Below are 20301 nucleotides of genomic sequence, written 5' to 3' on the forward strand. Positions count from 1 at the left end.
GCAGAACTGCAAAGCGCACTAATGGAGCTGTATATGTTTTACCTCGATACATTATCAACACTGGTTGCTGCAACCTTGGTGTTGCTGCTGGGGCGTAAGCTCGTCCAGTCAGTCTCTTTCCTGAAAAAATATACGATTCCCGAACCTGTAGCAGGTGGATTGCTGGTGGCGATCGCGTTGCTGGTGCTGAAAAAAAGCATGGGCTGGGAGGTCAATTTTGATATGACGTTGCGCGATCCGCTGATGCTGGCATTCTTCGCAACTATCGGCCTGAATGCCAATATTGCCAGCCTGCGAGCGGGTGGCCGCGTGGTGGGCATCTTTCTGATTGTGGTTGTTGGGCTGCTATTAATGCAGAACGCCATCGGTATCGGTATGGCAAGCCTGCTGGGTCTCGACCCGTTGATGGGCCTGATTGCCGGTTCGATAACGCTCTCTGGTGGACACGGAACCGGAGCGGCGTGGAGCAAGCTGTTTATTGAACGCTATGGTTTCGCTAATGCAACTGAAGTGGCAATGGCATGCGCAACGTTCGGCCTGGTGCTGGGTGGCTTGATCGGTGGGCCTGTTGCGCGCTATCTGGTAAAACACTCCACAACTCCGGACGGTATGCCGGACGATCAGGCAGTACCGACTGCGTTTGAAAAGCCGGATGTTGGGCGCATGATCACCTCGCTGGTGCTGATTGAAACTATCGCGCTGATTGCTATCTGCCTGACGGTGGGCAAAATCGTTGCGCAAATGTTGGTGGGTACGGTGCTGGAACTACCGACCTTCGTCTGCGTACTGTTTGTCGGCGTGATCCTGAGTAATGGTCTGGCGCTACTGGGCTTTTATCGGGTGTTTGAGCGTGCGGTTTCGGTACTTGGTAACGTCAGTCTGTCGCTGTTCCTGGCAATGGCGTTAATGAGCCTCAAGCTGTGGGAGCTGGCCTCGCTGGCGCTGCCAATGCTGGCAATCCTTGTTGTACAGACCGTTTTCATGGCGCTGTATGCAATTTTCGTCACCTGGCGCCTGATGGGTAAGAACTACGATGCGGCGGTGCTGGCTGCCGGGCACTGTGGCTTTGGCCTCGGCGCAACGCCGACAGCGATTGCCAACATGCAGGCGATTACCGAACGTTTTGGTCCATCACATATGGCGTTTCTGGTGGTGCCGATGGTGGGGGCGTTCTTTATCGATATCGTCAATGCACTGGTGATTAAGCTGTATCTGCTGTTACCGATTTTTGCGCAATAAAGGCCGTGCGGCGGTGTGATAACCGCCGCGATGAAGAGGGTTATGCGTTGGAGTAGCGTTCAGTTTCTGGCATCCAGCGCTCTATCAGCGCCACTGCCTGCTGTGGATAACGTTCGTGAATATGGCGGGCAATGCGCTGAACTTCCGGAATAATTGCCTGATCGCGCAGTAAATCCGCTACCTTAAATTCCGCCGTGCCGGTCTGGCGTGTACCCAATAGCTCACCGGGGCCGCGGATCTCCAAATCTTTTTGCGCAATAACGAATCCGTCGTTGCTGTCTCGCAGCACCTGCAGACGTTTTTGCGCTGTTTTTGACAGCGGTGATTTGTACAGCAGGACGCAGTGAGAAGCGACTGCGCCGCGACCGACGCGGCCGCGCAGCTGGTGTAACTGCGCTAAGCCCAGACGCTCCGGGTTTTCAATAATCATCAGGCTGGCGTTTGGTACGTCTACACCGACTTCAATCACTGTAGTGGCGACCAGCAGATGCATTTCGCCCTGTTTAAACGCAGCCATGACAGACAGCTTCTCGGCAGGTTTCATGCGCCCATGTACCAGACCAATATTAAGCTCCGGCAGAGCGAGTTTAAGTTCTTCCCACGTGGCCTCTGCTGCCTGGGCCTCCAGTAAATCAGACTCTTCGATCAACGTGCAGACCCAGTACGCCTGACGTCCTTCGTGCGTGCAGGCATTACGCACACGGTCAATGATGTCGCTGCGGCGGGTATCCGGAATCGCGACGGTGGTGACCGGTGTACGTCCCGGAGGCAGTTCATCAATCACTGATGTGTCGAGATCGGCATAGGCGGTCATTGCCAGCGTGCGTGGGATTGGCGTGGCGGTCATGATCAATTGATGCGGGTGGAAACCCTGCTGCTGACCTTTTTCCCATAGTGCCAGGCGTTGATGCACGCCGAAGCGGTGTTGTTCGTCGATGATAACCAGTGCCAGACCGTTGAACTGAACCTGTTCCTGGAAAATAGCGTGAGTGCCGACAATCATCTGTACCTGGCCGCTGGCAATAGCTTCCTGCTGTGCCTGACGCGCTTTACCCTTTTGCTTGCCGGCCAGCCAGCCCACTTCAACTCCCAGCGGTGCAAACCAGTTGCGGAAGTTGTTTGCGTGCTGCTCAGCCAGGAGCTCGGTGGGGGCCATCAGCGCAACTTGCTTGCCATGTGCAATTGCCCGTAGAGCAGCAAGTGCTGCAACCAGTGTTTTCCCGGAACCAACATCACCCTGTACCAGTCGCATCATCGGGACATCCAACGCCATGTCGCGTTCAATCTCGGCGGTTACTCGCGCCTGTGCGCCGGTTGGCTTAAAGGGGAGGGCTGCCAGTAGCTTATTTTTTAGCGTATCGTTCGCGCTCAGCGGCTGGGCGTGAAAACGTTGGGCTCCGGCGCGTAACGCCAGCATGCTGAGGTTGTGTGCCAGCAGTTCTTCCAGAATCAAACGCCGCTGTGCCGGATGTTGTCCGGTTTCCAGATCGCTTAGCTGGAGTGACGGCGGTGGACGGTGCAGCGTGCGCAGAGCTTCTGGCAGGCTCATCATCCCTTGTAGTAATTCCGGTGGTAGCAGTTCGGCAATGGCGCAGGTATCAAGCAAATCCAGCGCCTGATCGGTCAGTTTACGCAGTGTTGCCTGCTTCACGCCTTCGGTTGTCGGGTAAACCGGAGTGAGCGTTTCCTGGAGTTCCGGCGTACTGAGATCGCCCTGTACGCGATATTCCGGGTGGATCATCTCGGCGCCATATTTCCCGCGTTTGGCTTCGCCGTAGGCCAACACCCGTCTTCCGGTAGCGAGGCTATTTTTCATCGCGGCGCTGAAATTGAAGAAGCGCATCGTCAGAATACCCGAACCATCGCTTATCTGGCAGGTCATCATCCGGCGGCCACCGAAAGTGATATTGCAATTCAACACTTCGCCTTCAACGGTGGCGTAGATGCCGGGCAAGAGTTCGCCAATTGGGTAAAGATGAGTACGATCTTCGTAGCGCAGAGGAAGGTGCAACAGGAGGTCCTGCACGGTGTGCAGGCCAATTTTAGCCAGTTTACTGCTTTGTGCTGCGCCAACGCCCGTCAGAGAGTTGAGTGGGATGGCATCCAGTAAACGGCCTTTCATCGTGTTTATCTCGCAGACTGCATAGTGGCCCACCACGTTGCATCGGCTTCAATTTCGCCCTGCGTATTCACGTGGGGATAGGGGAGTCCTTTGCGCTTCGCCACATTAGCCAGCACTGGATATCCCCCTTCAAACAGCAAACGTTGCTGCTCGCCTTCCGGCAGCATGCTGTTTTCTCGCTGGTACATCCCGGCGTTTTGCCGCTGGCGTTGTGCTTCGTACAGAATCAGCGCCGAGGCGACCGAGACATTCAGCGACTGCACCATACCAATCATCGGAATGATGATGTCCTGATCTGCCAGATCTAATGCTTCCTGGGTGATACCGGTTTTTTCCTGGCCCATCAGGATGCAGGTTGGTCGCGTGTAATCAATCTCGCGGAAATCGACAGCTTTGTCAGAGAGGTGAGTTGCCAGAACTTGCATGCCCTGGCTTTTTAACTGCGTGACGGCATCGCCGATAGTGCGGTGAGTCTTCACCTGCACCCAACTGTTGCTGCCCGCGGCAGAGGAGGCCATGGTGCGCATACGACTACCCGGCCAGACGGCGTGGACTTCATGCACGCCGACGGCATCCGCGGTACGAATGATCGCAGAAACGTTATGAGGTTTGTGGACTTGCTCCATGCAGACAGTCAGATCGGGCTGACGCCGCGCGAGCATCTCGCGGATACGTGCATAACGCTGTTCATTCATAAAAGACTAGTTTCTGTTACGGGTGACTTTAATCACGTCCGGCATGACGCGGATTTTGCGCATAATGTTCGCCAGATGCACGCGATCGCGGGCAGTGAGGCGAATAAAGGCGCTGTAGACGCGGCCATCTTTCTCTTCAGTATTCAGGCTTTGAATATTGGAGGTGGTCGTGTTGATTGCCGCCGTCAGGTTTGCCAGAGCACCCTGGTGGTTAAACATATCCACCTTAATCTCAGTGATGAACTCCTGCTCGGTCTCTTTATCCCATTCAACCGCCATAAACTTCTCAGGCTCTTTCTGGTAGCCACGGATATTACGGCAGGACTCATGGTGGATCACCAGACCTTTACCCGGACTGACGTGGGCAATGATTGGATCGCCAGGAATTGGGCGACAACATTTCGCGAAGGTGATCAGCACACCGTCTGCGCCTTTAATCGGCAGATGACCATGACCAGATTGTGCTGGCGCATTTGCCGGCACCTCACCCTGCTGAAGGTTTTTCGCAACGACCACGCTCATGGCGTTACCCAGGCCGATTTCAGCTAACAGATCGTCAAGCGTGGCGAGCTTCATGCGCTCAAGCTCACGCTGGATGCTCTCTTGCGGGATCTCTGCCAGTTTACGGCTACCGCCTAAGGCATGGTTGAGCAGACGACGACCCAGACTGACGGAATCATCGCGTTTAAGGTTCTTCAGCAGTTGGCGAATTTTGGCGCGAGCTTTTGAACTGACCACAAAGTTGAGCCATGCCGCATTGGGGCGAGCGCCTGGCGCGGTAATGATTTCAACGGTTTGGCCACTGGAGAGCGGCTGCGAAAGTGGGTAAGGCTGCCTGTCTACGCGGGCACCAACACAGGCGTGACCGATATCGGTATGCACAGCATAGGCGAAGTCGACAGGTGTTGCACCGGCAGGCAATTCGACAATTCGCCCTTCCGGTGTGAAAACATAAATCTCATCCGGGAAGAGATCAGATTTGACGCTTTCAATAAATTCAAATGAGCTACCGGCGCTTTGCTGCAGCTCCAGCAAGCTCTGCATCCAGCGCTGGGCGCGGATTTGTGCCGTAGTACTGGTTTCGCCGTGCTCTTTATACGCCCAGTGTGCTGCAACCCCCATCTCTGCCATCTGGTCCATGTCTTCAGTACGAATTTGTACTTCAACCGGGACGCCATGTGGGCCGATCATTGAGGTGTGCAAAGACTGATATCCGTTCGCTTTCGGAATGGCAATATAGTCTTTAACGCGACCAGGACGAGGTTTGTACAGGCTATGCATCTGGCCGAGTACGCGATAGCAGGTGTCGGAGTCATGAACAATAACGCGGAAAGCGTAGATATCCATGATCGAGTGAAAACGCTGCTCTTTGAGTACCATCTTGCAATAGATAGAGTACAGATGCTTTTCGCGTCCACTTACACGACACGGAATGCCAGCCTCCTGCAAACGCCCTTCGATTTCTGAGAGGATTTTTTGGATCATCTCTTTGCGGTTGCCGCGAGCGGCTTTAACCACTTCTTTAATCACGCGATAGCGGTTCGGGTACAGCGCTTCAAAACCCAGCTCTTCCAGCTCGGTTTTTATGTGATGAATACCTAAACGGTGTGCCAGCGGACTGTAGATTTCGAGGGTTTCACGGGCGATGCGGCGACGCTTATCCGGGCGCAATGAGCCCAGCGTGCGCATGTTGTGGGTACGGTCGGCAAGTTTGATGAGAATGACGCGGATATCCTGCACCATCGCCATAATCATCTTGCGAAAGTTTTCGGCCTGCGCCTCTTTCTTATCGCGAAACTTAAGCTTATCAAGCTTTGATACCCCTTCGACCAGTTCAGCAACACTTTTACCAAAAAGCTGTTCCATATCCTGGTAGGTGGCAGGGGTATCTTCAATCACGTCATGCAGCAGCGCAGCCATTAACGTTTCATAGTCGAGTTTCATCTCGGCCAGAATGCAGGCTACCGCTACCGGGTGCGTGATATAGGGTTCACCGCTTGAACGTGTTTGACCCTCGTGAGCGTCACGTGCAACGAGATACGCCTGCCGAAGACGCTTAATCTGGTCTTCCGGCAGGTAGTTTTGAATCAGTTGATTCAGGCTTTCAAACAGATACAAGGGCGACCCGCTTTGTGATTAACGACGACCTTCAGCAATAGCGGTAACAGCTTGTAATTCAGCGGCTTCCTGCTCTTGCTGTTCCTGGCGCTCACGCACGTCGAGGATCTGGTTGTTGATCAGACCTTCTTCGATTTCGCGCAGTGCGATTACGGTAGTTTTATCGTTTTCTTCCGGTACGAGCGGATCCTTTCCGCCTACCTGCATCTGACGAGCGCGACGCGCGGCGACCAGTACCAGGTCAAAACGGTTACCAATTTTCTCTACAGCGTCCTGAACAGTTACGCGTGCCATACTTAAAATGCTCCACAGGTGAAGAAATGACTGGGCATGATACTGAATGTGGGTTCAGTCTGCCAACAGTTTGCTGATTAAAGCGTCATGACGCTGCTTTTGGCGGCTCATGCGCAGACGTTCGGCGCGAATGATGGTTTTCAAATCGCCCAGGGCAGTATCGAAATCATCATTCACAATAAGATAATCATATTCGGCGTAATGGCTCATTTCTGCAACAGCTTGCGCCATACGTTTCGCGATTACTTCTTCGCTATCCTGACCGCGGCCTCGGAGACGGCGGTCCAGCTCAATCTTAGAAGGTGGCAAAATAAAAATGCTGCGCGCATGCGGCATTTTTTCACGAATTTGCTGTGCACCTTGCCAGTCGATATCTAAAAAGACATCTACGCCGGATGCTAATACTTGCTCAATGGTTTCACGCGAGGTGCCGTAATAATTGCCGAATACCTCAGCGTGTTCCAGGAACGCATCTCTGCCAATCATGGTTCTGAATTCATCATGGTTCACAAAGAAATAGTGTTCACCATGCACTTCCCCCGGGCGCGGTGCGCGCGTGGTGTGTGAAACAGAAACCTGGGTGTCATACAACGGTTGGGTCTTTAATAAAGCCTGAATCAGGCTGGATTTACCCGCGCCACTGGGGGCAGAAACAATATAAAGCGTGCCTTGAGCCATGAGTATCTTAATGTATGTGATTGTCGAAAGAGAGCCTACATACGGGCTTATTATACACGTAGCCGCTTTGCTACGTAGCCTTTGTCACACTTTTTGCGCATGTTTATTGCGTTTTGCGTACCAGTTTCCTGTTTTACTGGCGGTTTGCTGCAAAAAGTGAAAATGCCAGGAAAGCTGCTCGCATGATGAATTTTTGCCGCTCTGTTTTGACGGCGCTTTGCGCTATATCTGCCGGGAAACGCATTTTCAGGCGGAGGTGGTATGGGGTTATGGAAAAGCATTGTGCTGGTGTTGCTGTTCTGCCATTTGCGGGCCGGGGCCGCGTGTCCCGCCTGGTCTGCGGATCGGGCAAACGAGGAAATGTCGCGACTACAACAGCAGATAACGCAATGGAATGATAGTTATTGGAAGCAGGGTGTGAGTGCCGTAGATGACGGTATTTATGATCAGTTGAATGCGCAGCTACACCAATGGCAACGCTGTTTCGGAGGTGATTCACAGACAGACCTGTCTGCGCCACCGATAAGCGGCTCAATATTGCACCCTGTTCCTCATACGGGTGTTCGTAAGCTGGCAGATAAGCAAGCGGTGCAGCAATGGATGCAGACGCGTAGCGATCTCTGGGTGCAACCAAAAGTAGACGGTGTTGCAGTAACGCTGGTTTATCGGGATGGCAATCTGATTAAGGCGATTAGCCGTGGTAACGGCATCAAAGGCGAAGACTGGACGCACAAGGTTCTCCAGATGCCTTCGATACCGCGGACTGTCCGAGGACTGCTTGCGAACAGCACGCTGCAGGGGGAGATTTTTTTGCAGCAGGATGGGCATATCCAGCAAAAGAAAGGCGGTGTGAATGCCCGTTCTAAGGTTGCCGGTATGATGATGCGGCAGAACACGCCGGAGTTATTACGCTCTCTGAACATATTTATTTGGGCCTGGCCTGATGGTCCTGTGGAGATGACGGAAAGACTACGGCAACTCACTGGTGCGGGATTCAGCCTCACCCAACGCTATACGCAGCCGGTGGCAAATGCGGATCAGGTCGAGCATGCCCGCGCCAGATGGTGGACTTCGGCATTGCCTTTCGTGACGGATGGTGTGGTGGTACGTGCAGAAAAAGAGCCGCAAGCACGGCATTGGTTTCCTGGGCAGGGAGACTGGCTGGCTGCATGGAAATACCCCCCTGTTTCCCGGATATCTGAAGTAACAGGTATTCAGTTTTCTGTTGGTAAGAGTGGAAAAATTGCCGTTGTTGCAGTGTTGGCACCCGTCATGCTGGATGATAAACGGGTACAGCGCGTCAATGTTGGGTCTGTACGACGCTGGAATGAATGGGATATCGCACCTGGCGATCACATTCTGGTGAGCCTGGCCGGGCAAGGTATTCCCCGCATTGATGAGGTTGTCTGGCGTAGTACCCAGCGCACTAAACCAATACCACCTGATGGGCACTTTAATTCACTGACCTGTTTTTATGCCGCACCCGAGTGTTACGAGCAGTTTGTGGCCAGGCTGATCTGGGTTGGGGCAAAAGAGGTGCTGGATCTGCAGGGGATAGGTGAGGCGGGATGGCGGGAGCTGCATCAGGTATTTCACTTTGAGCACATTTTTTCCTGGCTGGGATTAACCCAGGAACAGCTACGATCCACATTTGGGATAAGCAAAGGGGAGAAGCTGTGGCATCAGTTTAATCAGTCTCGCCGTCTTCCCTTCAACCGCTGGGTTGGTGCAATGGGCATACCGTTAACCCAGGCCACAGTGAATGCCAGCGGTGATAGTGCTTGGCTGCAACTACAACAACGCGATGAGAAAGATTGGCGGCAGCTTCCGTCTATGGGTGAGCGGCGGGTCCAACTGGTGATGCAGTGGCTGAAAAACAGGGAGGTAATAGCGCTGAGCAACTGGTTAGCTGCTCAGCGTATCGCCGGTTTTATGCCTTAATGGCCTTCATGGCGATAATAAAATACCGGTAGTCCCAACTTCAGGCGCAGCGCCAGTAAACGTGCTGTAAAGCCGAACAGTAGGGTAGATATAACCACAACATCGTGGCTGGAGACATAATGTTGCAACACGATGTACAGCACAGCAGCGGCAAATGACACGCCGGCATAAAGTTCTTTCTGGAATACGAGCGGGATGCGTTTGCAGAACATATCGCGTAATACGCCGCCGAAGACGCCGGTGGTAACCGCTGCAACCACGGCAATAATTGGCCCGTGTCCCATATCCAGCGCAACCTGTGCACCGATAATAGAAAAGACCACCAGGCCCAGCGCATCCAGTACGAGGAAGATTTTACGTAGGTAGGGCATTACGGGAGCAATAATCGTTGTCAGTACCGCGGCAGTGGCTACGATAATGACGTATTCAGGGTGTTTTACCCAGCCGAGCGGATAGTGGCCGAGAAGAATGTCGCGCACAGATCCACCGCCAATGGCTGTTGCGGTGGCAATAATAATAACGCCAAATGTATCCATACGACGACGACCTGCCGCAAGCGCACCCGTCATGGCTTCAGCAGTGATACCAATTAAATATAAAACGTGTAACAGCATGTCTTCCCCCTGAATTGCTGGGGGCTAAGGTTAACGATTTGTGCGCACTGTCACGATTGAGATTTTCTAAGGCGAAGTGATTTTAATAACTACAGCTAATGCAGGATTGATGAAAATGCCATATGGCATGCGCTTCATTATATTATTGATGGTGATAAATGATGAGAAAATATAATGCGTAGTGAGAAGTTATAGACATGCTCATCGAAAAAAACACGTAGCGCCGCCGTTTATCGACGGGCTACGTGAGATGGTGACTTACTCGATATTCTGAATCTGCTCGCGCATTTGTTCGATCAATACCTTCAGTTCAATCGCGGAGTTAGTGACCTCTGCATTGATAGACTTGGATGCCAGGGTGTTCGACTCGCGGTTGAATTCCTGCATCATGAAGTCCAGACGGCGACCTACCGCCTCTTTTTTCTTCAGGATGTTGTAGGTTTCTTTGACGTGAGCTTCCAGACGATCCAGCTCTTCCGCCACATCGATGCGCTGCGCCATCAGCACCAATTCTTGCTCAAGACGGTTATTTTCGAGTTGGACCTGCGCGTCTTCCAGTTTGGCGACCAGACGCTCACGCTGCCACTGCAGAATTTCCGGCATATGTGCACGTACCTTCGTCACTTCAGCGCTAACGCCTTCCAGGCGTTGCTCGATCAGTGCTTTCAGTGCCTGACCTTCAGTTTCACGCGCGACAATGAAATCATCCAGTGTACCGTCAAGCGTGGCGAGGATTTCAGCGGCAATAGCATCCAGGTCTTGCTCCTGAGCGGCCATTACACCCGGCCAGCGCAGGATATCGACCGGATTAATTTCGCCTTCATCGCTCTGCATCTTGACCCAGTTAGCAGCGCTAACGAGCTGTTTAGCGAGTTTTTCATTCAGAATGAGTTCGCCTTGTGCGCTGGCATCAGGTTCAAAACGCAGTGTGCATTCGATTTTACCGCGTGTCAGACGTGTGCGGATGCGCTCACGCACAACAGGTTCAAGACTACGGAACTGCTCCGGCAGACGAAAATAGGTTTCCAGATAACGCTGGTTTACCGAGCGCATTTCCCAGGTAGCGCTACCCCATTCACCCTTGATTTCACGCCGGGCGTAGGCGGTCATGCTGCGGATCATAGACGTTCCTGTTTTTGAAGATGAGATGGGAGGATTATAGCCATCCACGTCTTGTCAGGATAGGAATAACCGTCGGAAGTCCGTATAATGCGCAGCCACATTCGTTTCAAGCCGGAGATTTTATCATGCGTCCAGCAGGTCGTAGTGCCAATCAGGTGCGTCCCGTCACCCTGACCCGTAATTATACAAAACACGCTGAAGGCTCCGTGCTGGTCGAATTTGGTGATACCAAAGTGTTGTGCACCGCGTCTATTGATGAAGGTGTTCCGCGTTTCCTGAAAGGCCAGGGCCAGGGATGGATCACCGCAGAATATGGCATGCTGCCTCGTGCCACGCATACCCGTAACGCACGTGAAGCGGCAAAAGGTAAGCAGGGTGGCCGTACCATGGAGATCCAGCGTCTTATTGCGCGTGCGCTGCGTGCAGCAGTTGACCTGAAAACTCTTGGCGAGTTCACCATTACGCTGGACTGCGATGTTATCCAGGCTGATGGTGGTACGCGTACCGCATCCATTACCGGTGCCTGCGTCGCTTTGGCTGACGCGCTGAACAAACTGGTAGCAAGCGGTAAGCTGAAAACCAACCCAATGAAAGGGATGGTTGCGGCAGTCTCCGTAGGTATTGTAAATGGCGAAGCGCTCTGCGACCTGGAATACGTTGAAGATTCTGCCGCAGAAACCGACATGAACGTGGTGATGACCGAGGACGGTCGCATTATTGAGGTACAAGGTACGGCAGAAGGTGAGCCGTTCAGCCACGAAGAGCTACTCACCCTACTGGCATTGGCCCGAGGGGGAATTGAATCCATTGTAGCGACGCAGAAGGCGGCGTTAGAAAATTGATTTTAAAGGCGACTGATTAGTCGCCTTTTTTTTGTCTGTAATAAAGTGAGATGAGGAGCGAATCCATGAAACCGTATCAGCGCCAGTTTATTGAGTTTGCGCTTAGCAAGCAGGTACTAAAGTTTGGCGAATTTACGCTGAAATCCGGGCGCAAAAGCCCCTATTTCTTCAACGCCGGGCTGTTTAATACCGGGCGCGACCTGGCACTGTTAGGCCGTTTTTATGCCGAGGCGCTGGTGGATTCCGGTATTGATTTTGATCTGCTGTTTGGCCCTGCGTACAAAGGTATTCCTATCGCTACCACGACAGCGGTTGCATTGGCGGAGCATCACGACAAAGATTTACCGTACTGCTTTAACCGTAAAGAGGCGAAGACCCACGGCGAAGGCGGCAACCTGGTGGGGAGCGCGCTACAAGGACGTGTGATGTTGGTTGATGATGTGATCACCGCCGGGACAGCGATTCGTGAGTCAATGGAGATTATCCAGGCGAATGGCGCACGGCTTGCTGGCGTATTGATTTCTCTCGATCGTCAGGAACGTGGGCGTGGCGAGATTTCAGCTATCCAGGAAGTAGAGCGTGACTATGGTTGCAAGGTGATTTCTATTATTACTCTGAAAGACCTGATTGCCTATCTGGAAGAGAAGCCTGAAATGGCAGAACATCTGGCAGCCGTGCGAGCATATCGCGAAGAGTTCGGCGTATAAGAACTGCCGGATGGCGCTGCGCTTATCCGGCCTACGCACTTACCGGGCCTACGGTTTACGTAGGCCGGACAAAACGAAGTCGTTACTGCAACTGTGCGGCAACTAACGGCCAGCGGGTGTCAAAGTCATCCGTTGGACGGTATTTAAATTCGCTGCGCACAAAACGAGATAACATACCTTCACAGAAAGCCAGTAACTGACTGGCCAGCAGCGTTTCATCTACAGTGTAACCTTCGCCTTCACGCATTCTTTTTTCTCGCAGAACCTGGCGCAACTGTGCCTCAATGCGTTCAAAAAGCTGGTTAATACGGCCTTGCAGACGATCCTGTTCAAACATGAGCGCATGCCCGGTCAGAATGCGCGTCAGACCGGGGTTACGTTCACCGAATCCTAAAATCAGCAGAACGATCAGACGCAGACGTGCGTTGGTGTCCTTTTCATCTTTTAAGATCAGATTGATACGGGTAATCAGACTATCTTCGATAAACTCAATCAAGCTATCGAACATGCGGGTCTTGCTGGGAAAATGGCGATACAATGCCGCTTCGGAAACGCCCACAGAGGCTGCCAGTTTTGCTGTCGTGATACGCTGGCTTCCATCACTGGATTCCAGCATCAGCGCCAGAGACTGAAGTATTTCTTCGCGACGATTCCTTTTCGCAGTTTGCTTTTCTACCATGTTACAAAATACCCCTGAAAATAAGCACTTGCCAGGCAGGCATCCACACAGCGACCGCAAACGACTGTTTGCGGTATGTTATTGCGTTATTACGCTGAGGGATGCTTCTCTACGGGTTACTTGCGCCCGGAATGGCCGAAGCCGCCTTCGCCACGATCGGTGGCTTCAAACTCTTCCACCAGATTAAATTCAGCCTGCACAATCGGTACAAAGACCATCTGTGCAATACGTTCGCCTGGCTCAATGGTGAAGCTATCCTGGCCACGGTTCCAGATAGACACCATCAGCTGACCCTGATAGTCGGAATCAATCAAACCGACCAGGTTACCCAGTACGATACCGTGCTTATGACCCAGACCTGAGCGTGGCAACATCACTGCGGCCAGTGAAGGATCGGCGATATGGATGGCTAACCCGGTTGGCACCAGCGTTGTTGCGCCAGGCGCTAATTCTACGGCGTCATCAAGGCAGGCACGCAGGTCAAGTCCGGCAGAACCAGAGGTGGCGTACGTCGGGAGCGGAAATTGTTTCCCTACGCGCGGGTCCAGAATTTTAACGTCGATTTTTTTCATCATAACGGGTCACGATCTCGTCGAGTAATAGTTGGCCCAGGAGTTCTTTGCGCTCAAGCGGTAAGACTTTATCTCCATCCTGCCAAAAAAGGTGTAATGCGTTGCTGTCGCTATTAAATCCTTGAGTAGAAAGCGAAACATCGTTCGCACAGATCACATCAAGGTTCTTGCGGAGGCGTTTTTGCCGGGCATATTCTTCCACATTATTTGTTTCGGCGGCAAACCCAACGACAAAAGGACGGTTAGCATCCAGTGCGGCAACACCGGCAATAATATCCGGGTTCTTGATCATTTTTACTGTTAATTCATCGCCCTGCGTCGCCTGCTTTTTGATTTTTTCGTGGGCGACGGTCTCCGCGCGATAATCAGCAACTGCGGCGCAGCCAATAAAAATATGCTGCTGCTGCACTGAAGATTGCACGGCTGCTTCCATTTCTAATGCCGTCATGACATCTACGCGCTGTACAAAAGCAGGCGTGGGCAGAGAAACGGGGCCCGATACCAGAGTGACATTCGCCCCGCGTCTGGCTGCTGCGGCGGCGATAGCAAATCCCATCTTCCCGGAGCTATGGTTGGAAATATAACGCACAGGATCAAGCGGTTCGCGCGTTGGGCCCGCGGTTATCATGATATTGAGATGTTGCAGATCGTTTACAGAAGAAAAATGTTCTGCCGTCATATCCACAATTGTTAAGGGATCCAGCATACGGCCAGGACCGATGTCGCCACATGCCTGACTACCACTGTCGGGTCCCCAAATGAGTAAACCGCGGGAGGCGAGGACGCCAAGATTATGTTGAGTTGCGGCGGCGCGGTACATTTGCTGGTTCATGGCTGGCAGCACTGCAACAGGAGCAGGGGTTGCCAGACAGATTGTTGAAACCAGATCGTTGGCCATACCTGCTGCGACGCGAGCAATCAGATCTGCCGTGGCGGGGGCCAGAATAACCAAATCGGCCCACTTACCCAGTTCAATATGACCCATTGCGGCTTCAGCAGCGGGGTCAAGCAGGCTGTCGGATACCGGATAGCCCGAAACTGCCTGTAAGCTCAGGGGAGTAATAAAGGCTTTTGCCGCGTCAGTCATTGCTACGCGGACGTCTGCACCACGTTCCCGTAAGCGACGTACCAACTCAGGGGTTTTGTACGCAGCAATGCCACCACTGACGCCAAGTACAATTTTTTTACCGGCCAGGCTCATCATGATCTTTCCTGTTGGGTTACACCAGAAGGCGGATATTTTATCACACTCCATCATTTATCGTGCTTTTGACCGTGATCCACTTTGCGAAGCGCCACGAGGAATGGATAACAGAGCATCGATCCGCCGCTGGTGTTATGCCACCATGCGGATGCGAAAGGGAGGAGAAGCATGAAAAATACAGGATGTTTGATGCCCCGGGAAAAGATGATGGAGTTTGGGGTCAATTCACTGACGGACGTCGAGTTACTGGCGCTGTTTTTACGCACTGGAATCAGGGGAAAAGATGTCCTGACGCTGGCGAAAGAAATGCTACAGCAATTTGATTCGCTTTACGGCTTGTTGTCGGCTGACTACATGGATTTTAGCCTGGTTCAAGGCATTGGCCTTGCGAAGTACGCTCAGCTTAAGGGCATTGCTGAGTTGGCAAGACGCTACTACGACGTGCGGGTGATAGAAGAAAGGTCGATACTTAGCCCGGAAATGGCACGCGAGTTTCTGCAAAGTCAGCTATCGCAAGAAGAGCGCGAGATCTTTTTGGTGATCTTCATGGATTCGCAACATCGAGTGATAAAACACAGCAAACTTTTTTCCGGGACGCTTAGCCATGTAGAGGTGCATCCGCGAGAAATTGTCCGTGAAGCGATAAAAATGAATGCGTCGGCGGTGATCCTTGCGCATAATCACCCCTCGGGGTGTGCAGAGCCGAGCAAAGCAGATAAACTCATCACCGAGCGTGTTGTGAAATGCTGTCAGTTCATGGATATCCGGGTGCTTGATCATCTGATAATTGGGCGCGGAGAGTACGTTTCTTTAGCGGAACGCGGTTGGATTTAACGCACTTTACGCGATCCATCGGGATCTTTGTCTGTTCGGGACTTGAGCACATCGCTGACTCAGCGTATACTACGCCACCTTTGAGAATCTCGGGTTTGGCATTTGGGCCTGGCAATCGAGAGTTCGCAAATACATAAAATCATTCATTCGGCATCCAACGACGTTGCAGTATGAACGATTAAGTGTATTGAACTGCGATAACCGGGCTGAGAAGCCTGACGAGGCGCCAATACCCCATACGAAGCTCGAGCTAATTTGATTTTTGGAGAATAGACATGTCCCGAGTCTGCCAAGTTACTGGCAAGCGTCCGGTGACCGGTAACAACCGTTCCCACGCACTGAACGCGACTAAACGCCGTTTCCTGCCTAACCTGCACTCTCACCGTTTTTGGGTTGAGAGCGAGAAGCGTTTTGTCACCCTGCGTGTATCTGCTAAAGGTATGCGTGTAATTGATAAGAAAGGCATCGAAACAGTTCTGTCCGAACTGCGTGCCCGTGGCGAAAAGTACTAAGTACTAAGAGGAAATAAATCATGGCTAAAGGTATTCGTGAGAAAATCAAGCTGGTTTCTTCTGCTGGTACTGGTCACTTCTATACCACTACGAAGAACAAACGTACTAAGCCGGAAAAACTGGAACTGAAAAAATTCGATCCAGTTGTCCGTCAGCACGTTTTATACAAAGAAGCGAAAATCAAATAATTTTCGTTTTGATGTAAAGAAAAACCCTGCCTCGGCGGGGTTTTTTGTTTTCTGGCCGTCCCCATATTAATGAGACCCGTTACAGCGCCGGAGATGTTATGCCTGAATTACCTGAAGTCGAAACCAGTCGCCGTGGTATTGAGCCGCATCTGGTAGGGGCGAAGATTCTACACGCCACTGTGCGTAATGGTCGTTTGCGCTGGCCGGTATCTGAGGAAATCTATCGCCTGAGCGATAAACCTGTGCTGAGCGTACAGCGCCGCGCGAAATACCTGCTGCTGGAACTGGCGGATGGCTGGATTATCATTCATCTGGGGATGTCGGGTAGTCTGCGTATTCTTCCTGAAGAACTTCCCGCAGAAAAGCATGATCACGTCGACTTAGTGATGAGTAATGGCAAAGTCCTGCGGTATACCGATCCTCGACGTTTTGGCGCCTGGCTGTGGACGAAAGAACTGGATGGACATAATGTCCTCGCTCATCTTGGCCCAGAGCCGCTGAGCGACGATTTCAACGCCGCTTATCTCCAGCAGAAATGCGCAAAGAAGAAAACGGCGATAAAACCCTGGCTGATGGATAACAAGCTGGTAGTGGGGGTGGGAAATATCTACGCCAGTGAGTCTCTCTTTGCGGCTGGCATCCACCCTGACCGCCTGGCATCATCGCTGTCGAAAGATGAGTGTGAGCTGCTGGTACGCGTTATTAAGGTTGTATTGCTGCGCTCTATCGAACAGGGTGGAACGACGCTGAAAGATTTTCTGCAAAGTGACGGCAAGCCGGGCTATTTTGCTCAGGAATTACAGGTTTATGGACGTGAAGGTGAGCCTTGCCGCGTATGCGGAGCGCCAATTGTTGCGACTAAGCACGCTCAGCGAACGACGTTCTACTGCCGTCGCTGTCAGAAATAACATCCATTGCAGGCCGGATAAACCTTGTCGGCTTACCCGGCTAAATGCACTACTTCAGCTTATCCATTAGCGCCTGATGAACATTTTTCGGCAGGAAGTGGGTCACGTCACCCTGGTGGCGGGCGACTTCTTTAACCAGCGATGATGAAATAAACGACCACTCTTTAGAAGGCATCAAAAAGACGCTTTCCAGTTGAGGCATTAAGTGGCGGTTCATGTGCGCCAACTGCATTTCATACTCAAAATCAGCCACAGCACGCAGGCCACGAATCAGAATATTGGCCTGATTATCGCGGGCAAAGTTTGCCATTAAATCGCTAAATCCCATGACTTCTACATTACCCAGATGCGCCGTTGCCTGCTGTGCCAGTTGAACGCGTTCTTCCAGCGTGAACATCGGTTTTTTACTAGGGCTTGCGGCAATTGCCAGGATCACGTGATCAAACATGCTTGTCGCGCGTGTCACGATATCAAGATGGCCGTTAGTTATGGGATCGAAGGTTCCTGGATAAATCGCCCGTTTTTGCATGACAGCCCTCAATGCGTTTTGGGTGGCAGGTAAGGTTCCAGCAGCTGCAGCAGACGCTGTAGCGCGCCCTGGTTTTGGTACAGTACTTCAACAGCATGGCGACCATAAAAATTACGATAATCTTCATCGGTCAGTAGGGACGAGACCTCTTTCACCAGCGTGGTGACGTCAGTGACGGTGATCAATCCACTTGCCTGTTCCAGTCGGGCGCAAATATCTTTGAAGTTAAAGGTATGCGGGCCCATCAATACAGGAATGGCATGTGCCGCTGCTTCCAGTGGGTTGTGCCCACCACGCTCAACCAGAGAGCCGCCGACAAAAGCAAGATCGGCAATGCCGTACAGCAGCATCAGCTCACCCATCGTGTCGCCAATAACCACTTGGGTACTTGAGGACGGAACTTCGCCAGAAGAGCGTGTGGTAAAGCTTAGACCAGCCTGGCGTACGAGGTTAATGGCATCCGGGAAGCGCTCAGGGTGTCTGGGAACCAGAATCAATAAAAGATTCGGGAACTGATGTAACAGCGCCTGATGAGCTGCGATGATGATGCTTTCTTCCCCGTCATGCGTGCTGGTCGCAATCCATACCGGGCGATGAGGTGCCCACTGGCGTCGTAACGTAACTGCTTTAGCGGCCAGCTGTGGAGTGACGGAAATATCAAACTTCAGGCTACCGGTGACGGTGACCTGATTGCTTCTGGCTCCCAATGTAATGAAGCGAGCGCCATCTTCTTCGTTTTGTGCAGCAATCAGCGTAATGCGGCGTAATAGCCTGCTAACAAATTTCCCTAATTTAGCGTAGCCAGTGGCTGAACGTGCGGAAAGGCGTGCGTTGGCGATGACCAGCGGGATATGGCGCTTATGCAGTGCAGCGATCAAATTTGGCCAGAGCTCGGTTTCCATAATTAACACCAGTTTGGGGTCAACTTTATTCAGGAAACGGTTCAGTGCATCCGGTAAATCATAGGGAAGATAGATATGTTGAACGTCTGTGCCAAAAGCAGATTGCACGCGCTCAGAACCGGTTGGCGTCATGGTGGTAACCGTGATCGGCAAATCGGGGTAACGATGTCTCAGAGCGCGGACTAATGGGATTGCTGCCAGCGTTTCACCCACGGAAACTGAATGGAGCATGATGCCGCCTGGTTTCAGTGGGCGGCGATAAAAACCGTAGCGTTCACCCCAGCGTTTACGGTACGCCGGAGCTTTACGTCCGCGCACCCAAAGCCGTATCCAGATCAGAGGCTGAATAAGGTAGAAAAGGGCGGTGTAAAGCAATTCTAGCATAATAGTAGCTGGCTTATGGATGTGCTGGGGATTCTATGTATTTAACTATGGCTTTACCATCATTTTTGCTGATTTTTTGAGGAAACTGTACGGATCACGAGAAAGGGGGCCTGAGTTGTGTTGTCCCGCTTTGTAATCTCTGCAGTGGAAGGCTAAAAACGGAATGGTTATGGTCATAAAAATCGATCATTTTATGCAATATGCCAGAGACACAACCATTCCTGAAAAGATAATAATATCAGAGTATTAGCGTTTTTTCTGTGTTTGATATTTGTTAACTAAATACTTAACATAGAAAATAAAAGCACCGAGGAGATGACCATTGTGTTTTAAATGTGTGCTTTTCCGCGATAGCTGTTTATACGTAGTAGGCGCCAATAAAGGAATATCTTTCCACGGCGAATTCTCTCTGGCTATTTTGAAGTATTCGACTTCAGCATAATATTGCGCCCAGTCATGCCAGGGTTTAGTGACACCGACATAGTGAATGAATACCGTTTGTGATGTGATTTTAAAGGCATCACCACCTTTCTTGGCTAACGTATCGATGTTAAAGAATGAATTGAATTTATGGTCCAGAATTTTTACGCGATCATTGAAGAGAACGTTCAACGCATCCTGATCGGGATGTGAAAAACGGTTTTCATTGACCTTTGAAATGACCTGCAGAGTCAAATTAGTCTCTTTTAATTCTGGAAGATTAAAATACATAAAGCCTGAGTTGAAGTACAGGCCTGGATTGATACCGGCAACAGCAGACGTATCGACAAAGCTATCATGGACAGCCATTAATACATTGCCATTAAATTCTTCCGTGAGTAGCGAGGCAAGGCTTCCTTTACATATAATATCAGAGTCAAGATATATAATACTACTGAGTTTATCGGCAAAATAATCGATTGCAATAAGTCTGAAATAGATTGAATAATTCCATGCCTTAGATGCAGTAGGTAGATTTTTTAATTCATTATCATCCAGTACATAAAACGTAATGCAGGTATTGTATTGACTTGCCAGGGCAGAAAAAAGATGAAGTTGATGTTCATCAAGATAATTAGTGAAAATATGGAAATGGAAGTTCAGATCCCGATTATTTAAAAGTACCGATGTTATTGAAACGCCCGTACCGTAGAGAAAGGGTCTGTCAGCGCCATAGGTAATATTGACACATGTACTTTTTTTATCGTCATTTTCAATATGTGCATTCTTAATATATT

The 20301-nt window shown here is 51.4% G+C and carries 21 protein-coding genes; 8 read left to right on the plus strand and 13 right to left on the minus strand.

All coding sequences use genetic code 11. The features are described from left to right. Nucleotides 1–33: 33 nt before the first annotated feature. The gene (gene gltS, locus NNO03_RS20170) at nt 34–1239 is read left to right on the plus strand and encodes a sodium/glutamate symporter (protein ID WP_271442014.1); all 1206 of its coding nucleotides are present in this window, start codon (nt 34–36) and stop codon (nt 1237–1239) included. A gap of 40 nt (nt 1240–1279) precedes the next feature. Here the strand turns inward: gltS and recG are convergent, their stop codons facing one another. From recG to gmk, 5 genes are read right to left on the minus strand one after another with little or no spacing between them, the layout of a single operon-like run. After that, nucleotides 1280–3361 (minus strand): ATP-dependent DNA helicase RecG, encoded by a 2082-nt coding sequence (recG, locus tag NNO03_RS20175; protein ID WP_271450362.1) that lies wholly within the window; start codon nt 3359–3361, stop codon nt 1280–1282. Between the two features lie 5 nt (nt 3362–3366). Next, entirely contained in the window at nt 3367–4056 is a 690-nt protein-coding gene (trmH, locus tag NNO03_RS20180; protein WP_271450363.1) for a tRNA (guanosine(18)-2'-O)-methyltransferase TrmH, read from the minus strand. 6 nt (nt 4057–4062) lie between these two features. Next, entirely contained in the window at nt 4063–6174 is a 2112-nt protein-coding gene (spoT, locus tag NNO03_RS20185) for a bifunctional GTP diphosphokinase/guanosine-3',5'-bis pyrophosphate 3'-pyrophosphohydrolase (protein ID WP_271442017.1), read from the minus strand. An 18-nt stretch (nt 6175–6192) separates the two neighbouring features. After that, a complete protein-coding gene (gene rpoZ / locus NNO03_RS20190) occupies nt 6193–6468 on the minus strand; it encodes a DNA-directed RNA polymerase subunit omega (protein WP_000135058.1) in 276 nt (91 codons plus the stop codon). A gap of 54 nt (nt 6469–6522) precedes the next feature. After that, nucleotides 6523–7146 (minus strand): guanylate kinase, encoded by a 624-nt coding sequence (gene gmk, locus NNO03_RS20195; RefSeq protein ID WP_137382115.1) that lies wholly within the window; start codon nt 7144–7146, stop codon nt 6523–6525. Nucleotides 7147–7407: 261 nt separating this feature from the next. On the opposite strand from gmk, the gene ligB reads away from it, so the two are divergent. Then, nucleotides 7408–9087 carry an NAD-dependent DNA ligase LigB gene (gene ligB / locus NNO03_RS20200; RefSeq protein WP_271450364.1) on the plus strand — a complete coding sequence of 560 codons (1680 nt, stop codon included), beginning with the start codon at nt 7408–7410 and terminating at the stop codon, nt 9085–9087. Here the strand turns inward: ligB and NNO03_RS20205 are convergent. Both NNO03_RS20205 and NNO03_RS20210 read right to left on the minus strand, forming a co-directional pair. Next, nucleotides 9084–9701: a trimeric intracellular cation channel family protein gene (locus NNO03_RS20205; RefSeq protein ID WP_003024049.1), complete on the minus strand. Its 618-nt coding sequence runs from the start codon at nt 9699–9701 to the stop codon at nt 9084–9086. The two genes, ligB and NNO03_RS20205, sit on opposite strands and share 4 nt — an antisense overlap. Before the next feature lie 258 nt (nt 9702–9959). Beyond that, entirely contained in the window at nt 9960–10823 is an 864-nt protein-coding gene (locus tag NNO03_RS20210; RefSeq protein ID WP_271442019.1) for a YicC/YloC family endoribonuclease, read from the minus strand. A gap of 125 nt (nt 10824–10948) precedes the next feature. Between NNO03_RS20210 and rph the strand changes: the two genes are divergently transcribed. Beyond that, nucleotides 10949–11665: a ribonuclease PH gene (rph, locus tag NNO03_RS20215; RefSeq protein WP_003024054.1), complete on the plus strand. Its 717-nt coding sequence runs from the start codon at nt 10949–10951 to the stop codon at nt 11663–11665. Nucleotides 11666–11730: 65 nt separating this feature from the next. Further along, nucleotides 11731–12372 (plus strand): orotate phosphoribosyltransferase, encoded by a 642-nt coding sequence (pyrE, locus tag NNO03_RS20220; RefSeq protein WP_271442020.1) that lies wholly within the window; start codon nt 11731–11733, stop codon nt 12370–12372. An 82-nt stretch (nt 12373–12454) separates the two neighbouring features. On the opposite strand, the gene slmA is transcribed toward pyrE, so the two are convergent. From slmA to coaBC, 3 genes are all read right to left on the minus strand, one after another. Continuing rightward, a complete protein-coding gene (gene slmA / locus NNO03_RS20225) occupies nt 12455–13051 on the minus strand; it encodes a nucleoid occlusion factor SlmA (RefSeq protein ID WP_003827257.1) in 597 nt (198 codons plus the stop codon). Nucleotides 13052–13167: 116 nt separating this feature from the next. Beyond that, nucleotides 13168–13626, minus strand: a complete 459-nt coding sequence (gene dut, locus NNO03_RS20230; protein WP_170974356.1) for a dUTP diphosphatase — start codon at nt 13624–13626, stop codon at nt 13168–13170. Next, nucleotides 13604–14824: a bifunctional phosphopantothenoylcysteine decarboxylase/phosphopantothenate--cysteine ligase CoaBC gene (gene coaBC / locus NNO03_RS20235; protein ID WP_271442027.1), complete on the minus strand. Its 1221-nt coding sequence runs from the start codon at nt 14822–14824 to the stop codon at nt 13604–13606. Before coaBC ends, dut begins: the two co-directional genes overlap by 23 nt. Nucleotides 14825–14995: 171 nt before the next feature. On the opposite strand from coaBC, the gene radC reads away from it, so the two are divergent. From radC to mutM, 4 genes are all read left to right on the plus strand, one after another. Beyond that, nucleotides 14996–15661, plus strand: coding sequence for a DNA repair protein RadC (gene radC / locus NNO03_RS20240; protein ID WP_271442021.1), 666 nt, complete (start codon nt 14996–14998; stop codon nt 15659–15661). A 275-nt stretch (nt 15662–15936) separates the two neighbouring features. Next, entirely contained in the window at nt 15937–16173 is a 237-nt protein-coding gene (gene rpmB / locus NNO03_RS20245; protein ID WP_003024071.1) for a 50S ribosomal protein L28, read from the plus strand. A 20-nt stretch (nt 16174–16193) separates the two neighbouring features. Continuing rightward, a complete protein-coding gene (rpmG, locus tag NNO03_RS20250) occupies nt 16194–16361 on the plus strand; it encodes a 50S ribosomal protein L33 (protein ID WP_003024094.1) in 168 nt (55 codons plus the stop codon). Between the two features lie 98 nt (nt 16362–16459). Continuing rightward, nucleotides 16460–17269 carry a bifunctional DNA-formamidopyrimidine glycosylase/DNA-(apurinic or apyrimidinic site) lyase gene (mutM, locus tag NNO03_RS20255; RefSeq protein WP_271442022.1) on the plus strand — a complete coding sequence of 270 codons (810 nt, stop codon included), beginning with the start codon at nt 16460–16462 and terminating at the stop codon, nt 17267–17269. A 49-nt stretch (nt 17270–17318) separates the two neighbouring features. On the opposite strand, the gene coaD is transcribed toward mutM, so the two are convergent. The 3 genes from coaD to NNO03_RS20270 form a co-directional block, all read right to left on the minus strand. Continuing rightward, entirely contained in the window at nt 17319–17798 is a 480-nt protein-coding gene (coaD, locus tag NNO03_RS20260; RefSeq protein ID WP_271442023.1) for a pantetheine-phosphate adenylyltransferase, read from the minus strand. Nucleotides 17799–17806: 8 nt separating this feature from the next. Continuing rightward, nucleotides 17807–19084, minus strand: coding sequence for a lipid IV(A) 3-deoxy-D-manno-octulosonic acid transferase (waaA, locus tag NNO03_RS20265; RefSeq protein WP_271450365.1), 1278 nt, complete (start codon nt 19082–19084; stop codon nt 17807–17809). 246 nt (nt 19085–19330) lie between these two features. After that, nucleotides 19331–20301, minus strand: a 971-nt coding sequence (locus NNO03_RS20270; protein ID WP_271450366.1) for a glycosyltransferase, incomplete at its 5' end; no start/stop codon positions are given.

It is taken from the genome of Citrobacter sp. Igbk 16 (assembly GCF_028069755.1).
Taxonomy (GTDB): domain Bacteria; phylum Pseudomonadota; class Gammaproteobacteria; order Enterobacterales; family Enterobacteriaceae; genus Citrobacter.

Bases quoted from the DNA above. Each gene is read 5' to 3' on its own strand.
- rpoZ (WP_000135058.1), bottom strand. From the start codon at position 6,468: ATGGCACGCGTAACTGTTCAGGACGCTGTAGAGAAAATTGGTAACCGT.
- trmH (WP_271450363.1), bottom strand. From the start codon at position 4,056: ATGAATGAACAGCGTTATGCACGTATCCGCGAGATGCTCGCGCGGCGT.
- slmA (WP_003827257.1), bottom strand. From the start codon at position 13,051: ATGGTAGAAAAGCAAACTGCGAAAAGGAATCGTCGCGAAGAAATACTT.
- waaA (WP_271450365.1), bottom strand. From the start codon at position 19,084: ATGCTAGAATTGCTTTACACCGCCCTTTTCTACCTTATTCAGCCTCTG.
- radC (WP_271442021.1), top strand. From the start codon at position 14,996: ATGAAAAATACAGGATGTTTGATGCCCCGGGAAAAGATGATGGAGTTT.
- dut (WP_170974356.1), bottom strand. From the start codon at position 13,626: ATGATGAAAAAAATCGACGTTAAAATTCTGGACCCGCGCGTAGGGAAA.
- gltS (WP_271442014.1), top strand. From the start codon at position 34: ATGTTTTACCTCGATACATTATCAACACTGGTTGCTGCAACCTTGGTG.
- recG (WP_271450362.1), bottom strand. From the start codon at position 3,361: ATGAAAGGCCGTTTACTGGATGCCATCCCACTCAACTCTCTGACGGGC.
- NNO03_RS20205 (WP_003024049.1), bottom strand. From the start codon at position 9,701: ATGCTGTTACACGTTTTATATTTAATTGGTATCACTGCTGAAGCCATG.
- gmk (WP_137382115.1), bottom strand. From the start codon at position 7,146: ATGGCTCAAGGCACGCTTTATATTGTTTCTGCCCCCAGTGGCGCGGGT.
- coaBC (WP_271442027.1), bottom strand. From the start codon at position 14,824: ATGAGCCTGGCCGGTAAAAAAATTGTACTTGGCGTCAGTGGTGGCATT.
- ligB (WP_271450364.1), top strand. From the start codon at position 7,408: ATGGGGTTATGGAAAAGCATTGTGCTGGTGTTGCTGTTCTGCCATTTG.
- rpmG (WP_003024094.1), top strand. From the start codon at position 16,194: ATGGCTAAAGGTATTCGTGAGAAAATCAAGCTGGTTTCTTCTGCTGGT.
- mutM (WP_271442022.1), top strand. From the start codon at position 16,460: ATGCCTGAATTACCTGAAGTCGAAACCAGTCGCCGTGGTATTGAGCCG.
- pyrE (WP_271442020.1), top strand. From the start codon at position 11,731: ATGAAACCGTATCAGCGCCAGTTTATTGAGTTTGCGCTTAGCAAGCAG.
- NNO03_RS20210 (WP_271442019.1), bottom strand. From the start codon at position 10,823: ATGATCCGCAGCATGACCGCCTACGCCCGGCGTGAAATCAAGGGTGAA.
- rpmB (WP_003024071.1), top strand. From the start codon at position 15,937: ATGTCCCGAGTCTGCCAAGTTACTGGCAAGCGTCCGGTGACCGGTAAC.
- coaD (WP_271442023.1), bottom strand. From the start codon at position 17,798: ATGCAAAAACGGGCGATTTATCCAGGAACCTTCGATCCCATAACTAAC.
- rph (WP_003024054.1), top strand. From the start codon at position 10,949: ATGCGTCCAGCAGGTCGTAGTGCCAATCAGGTGCGTCCCGTCACCCTG.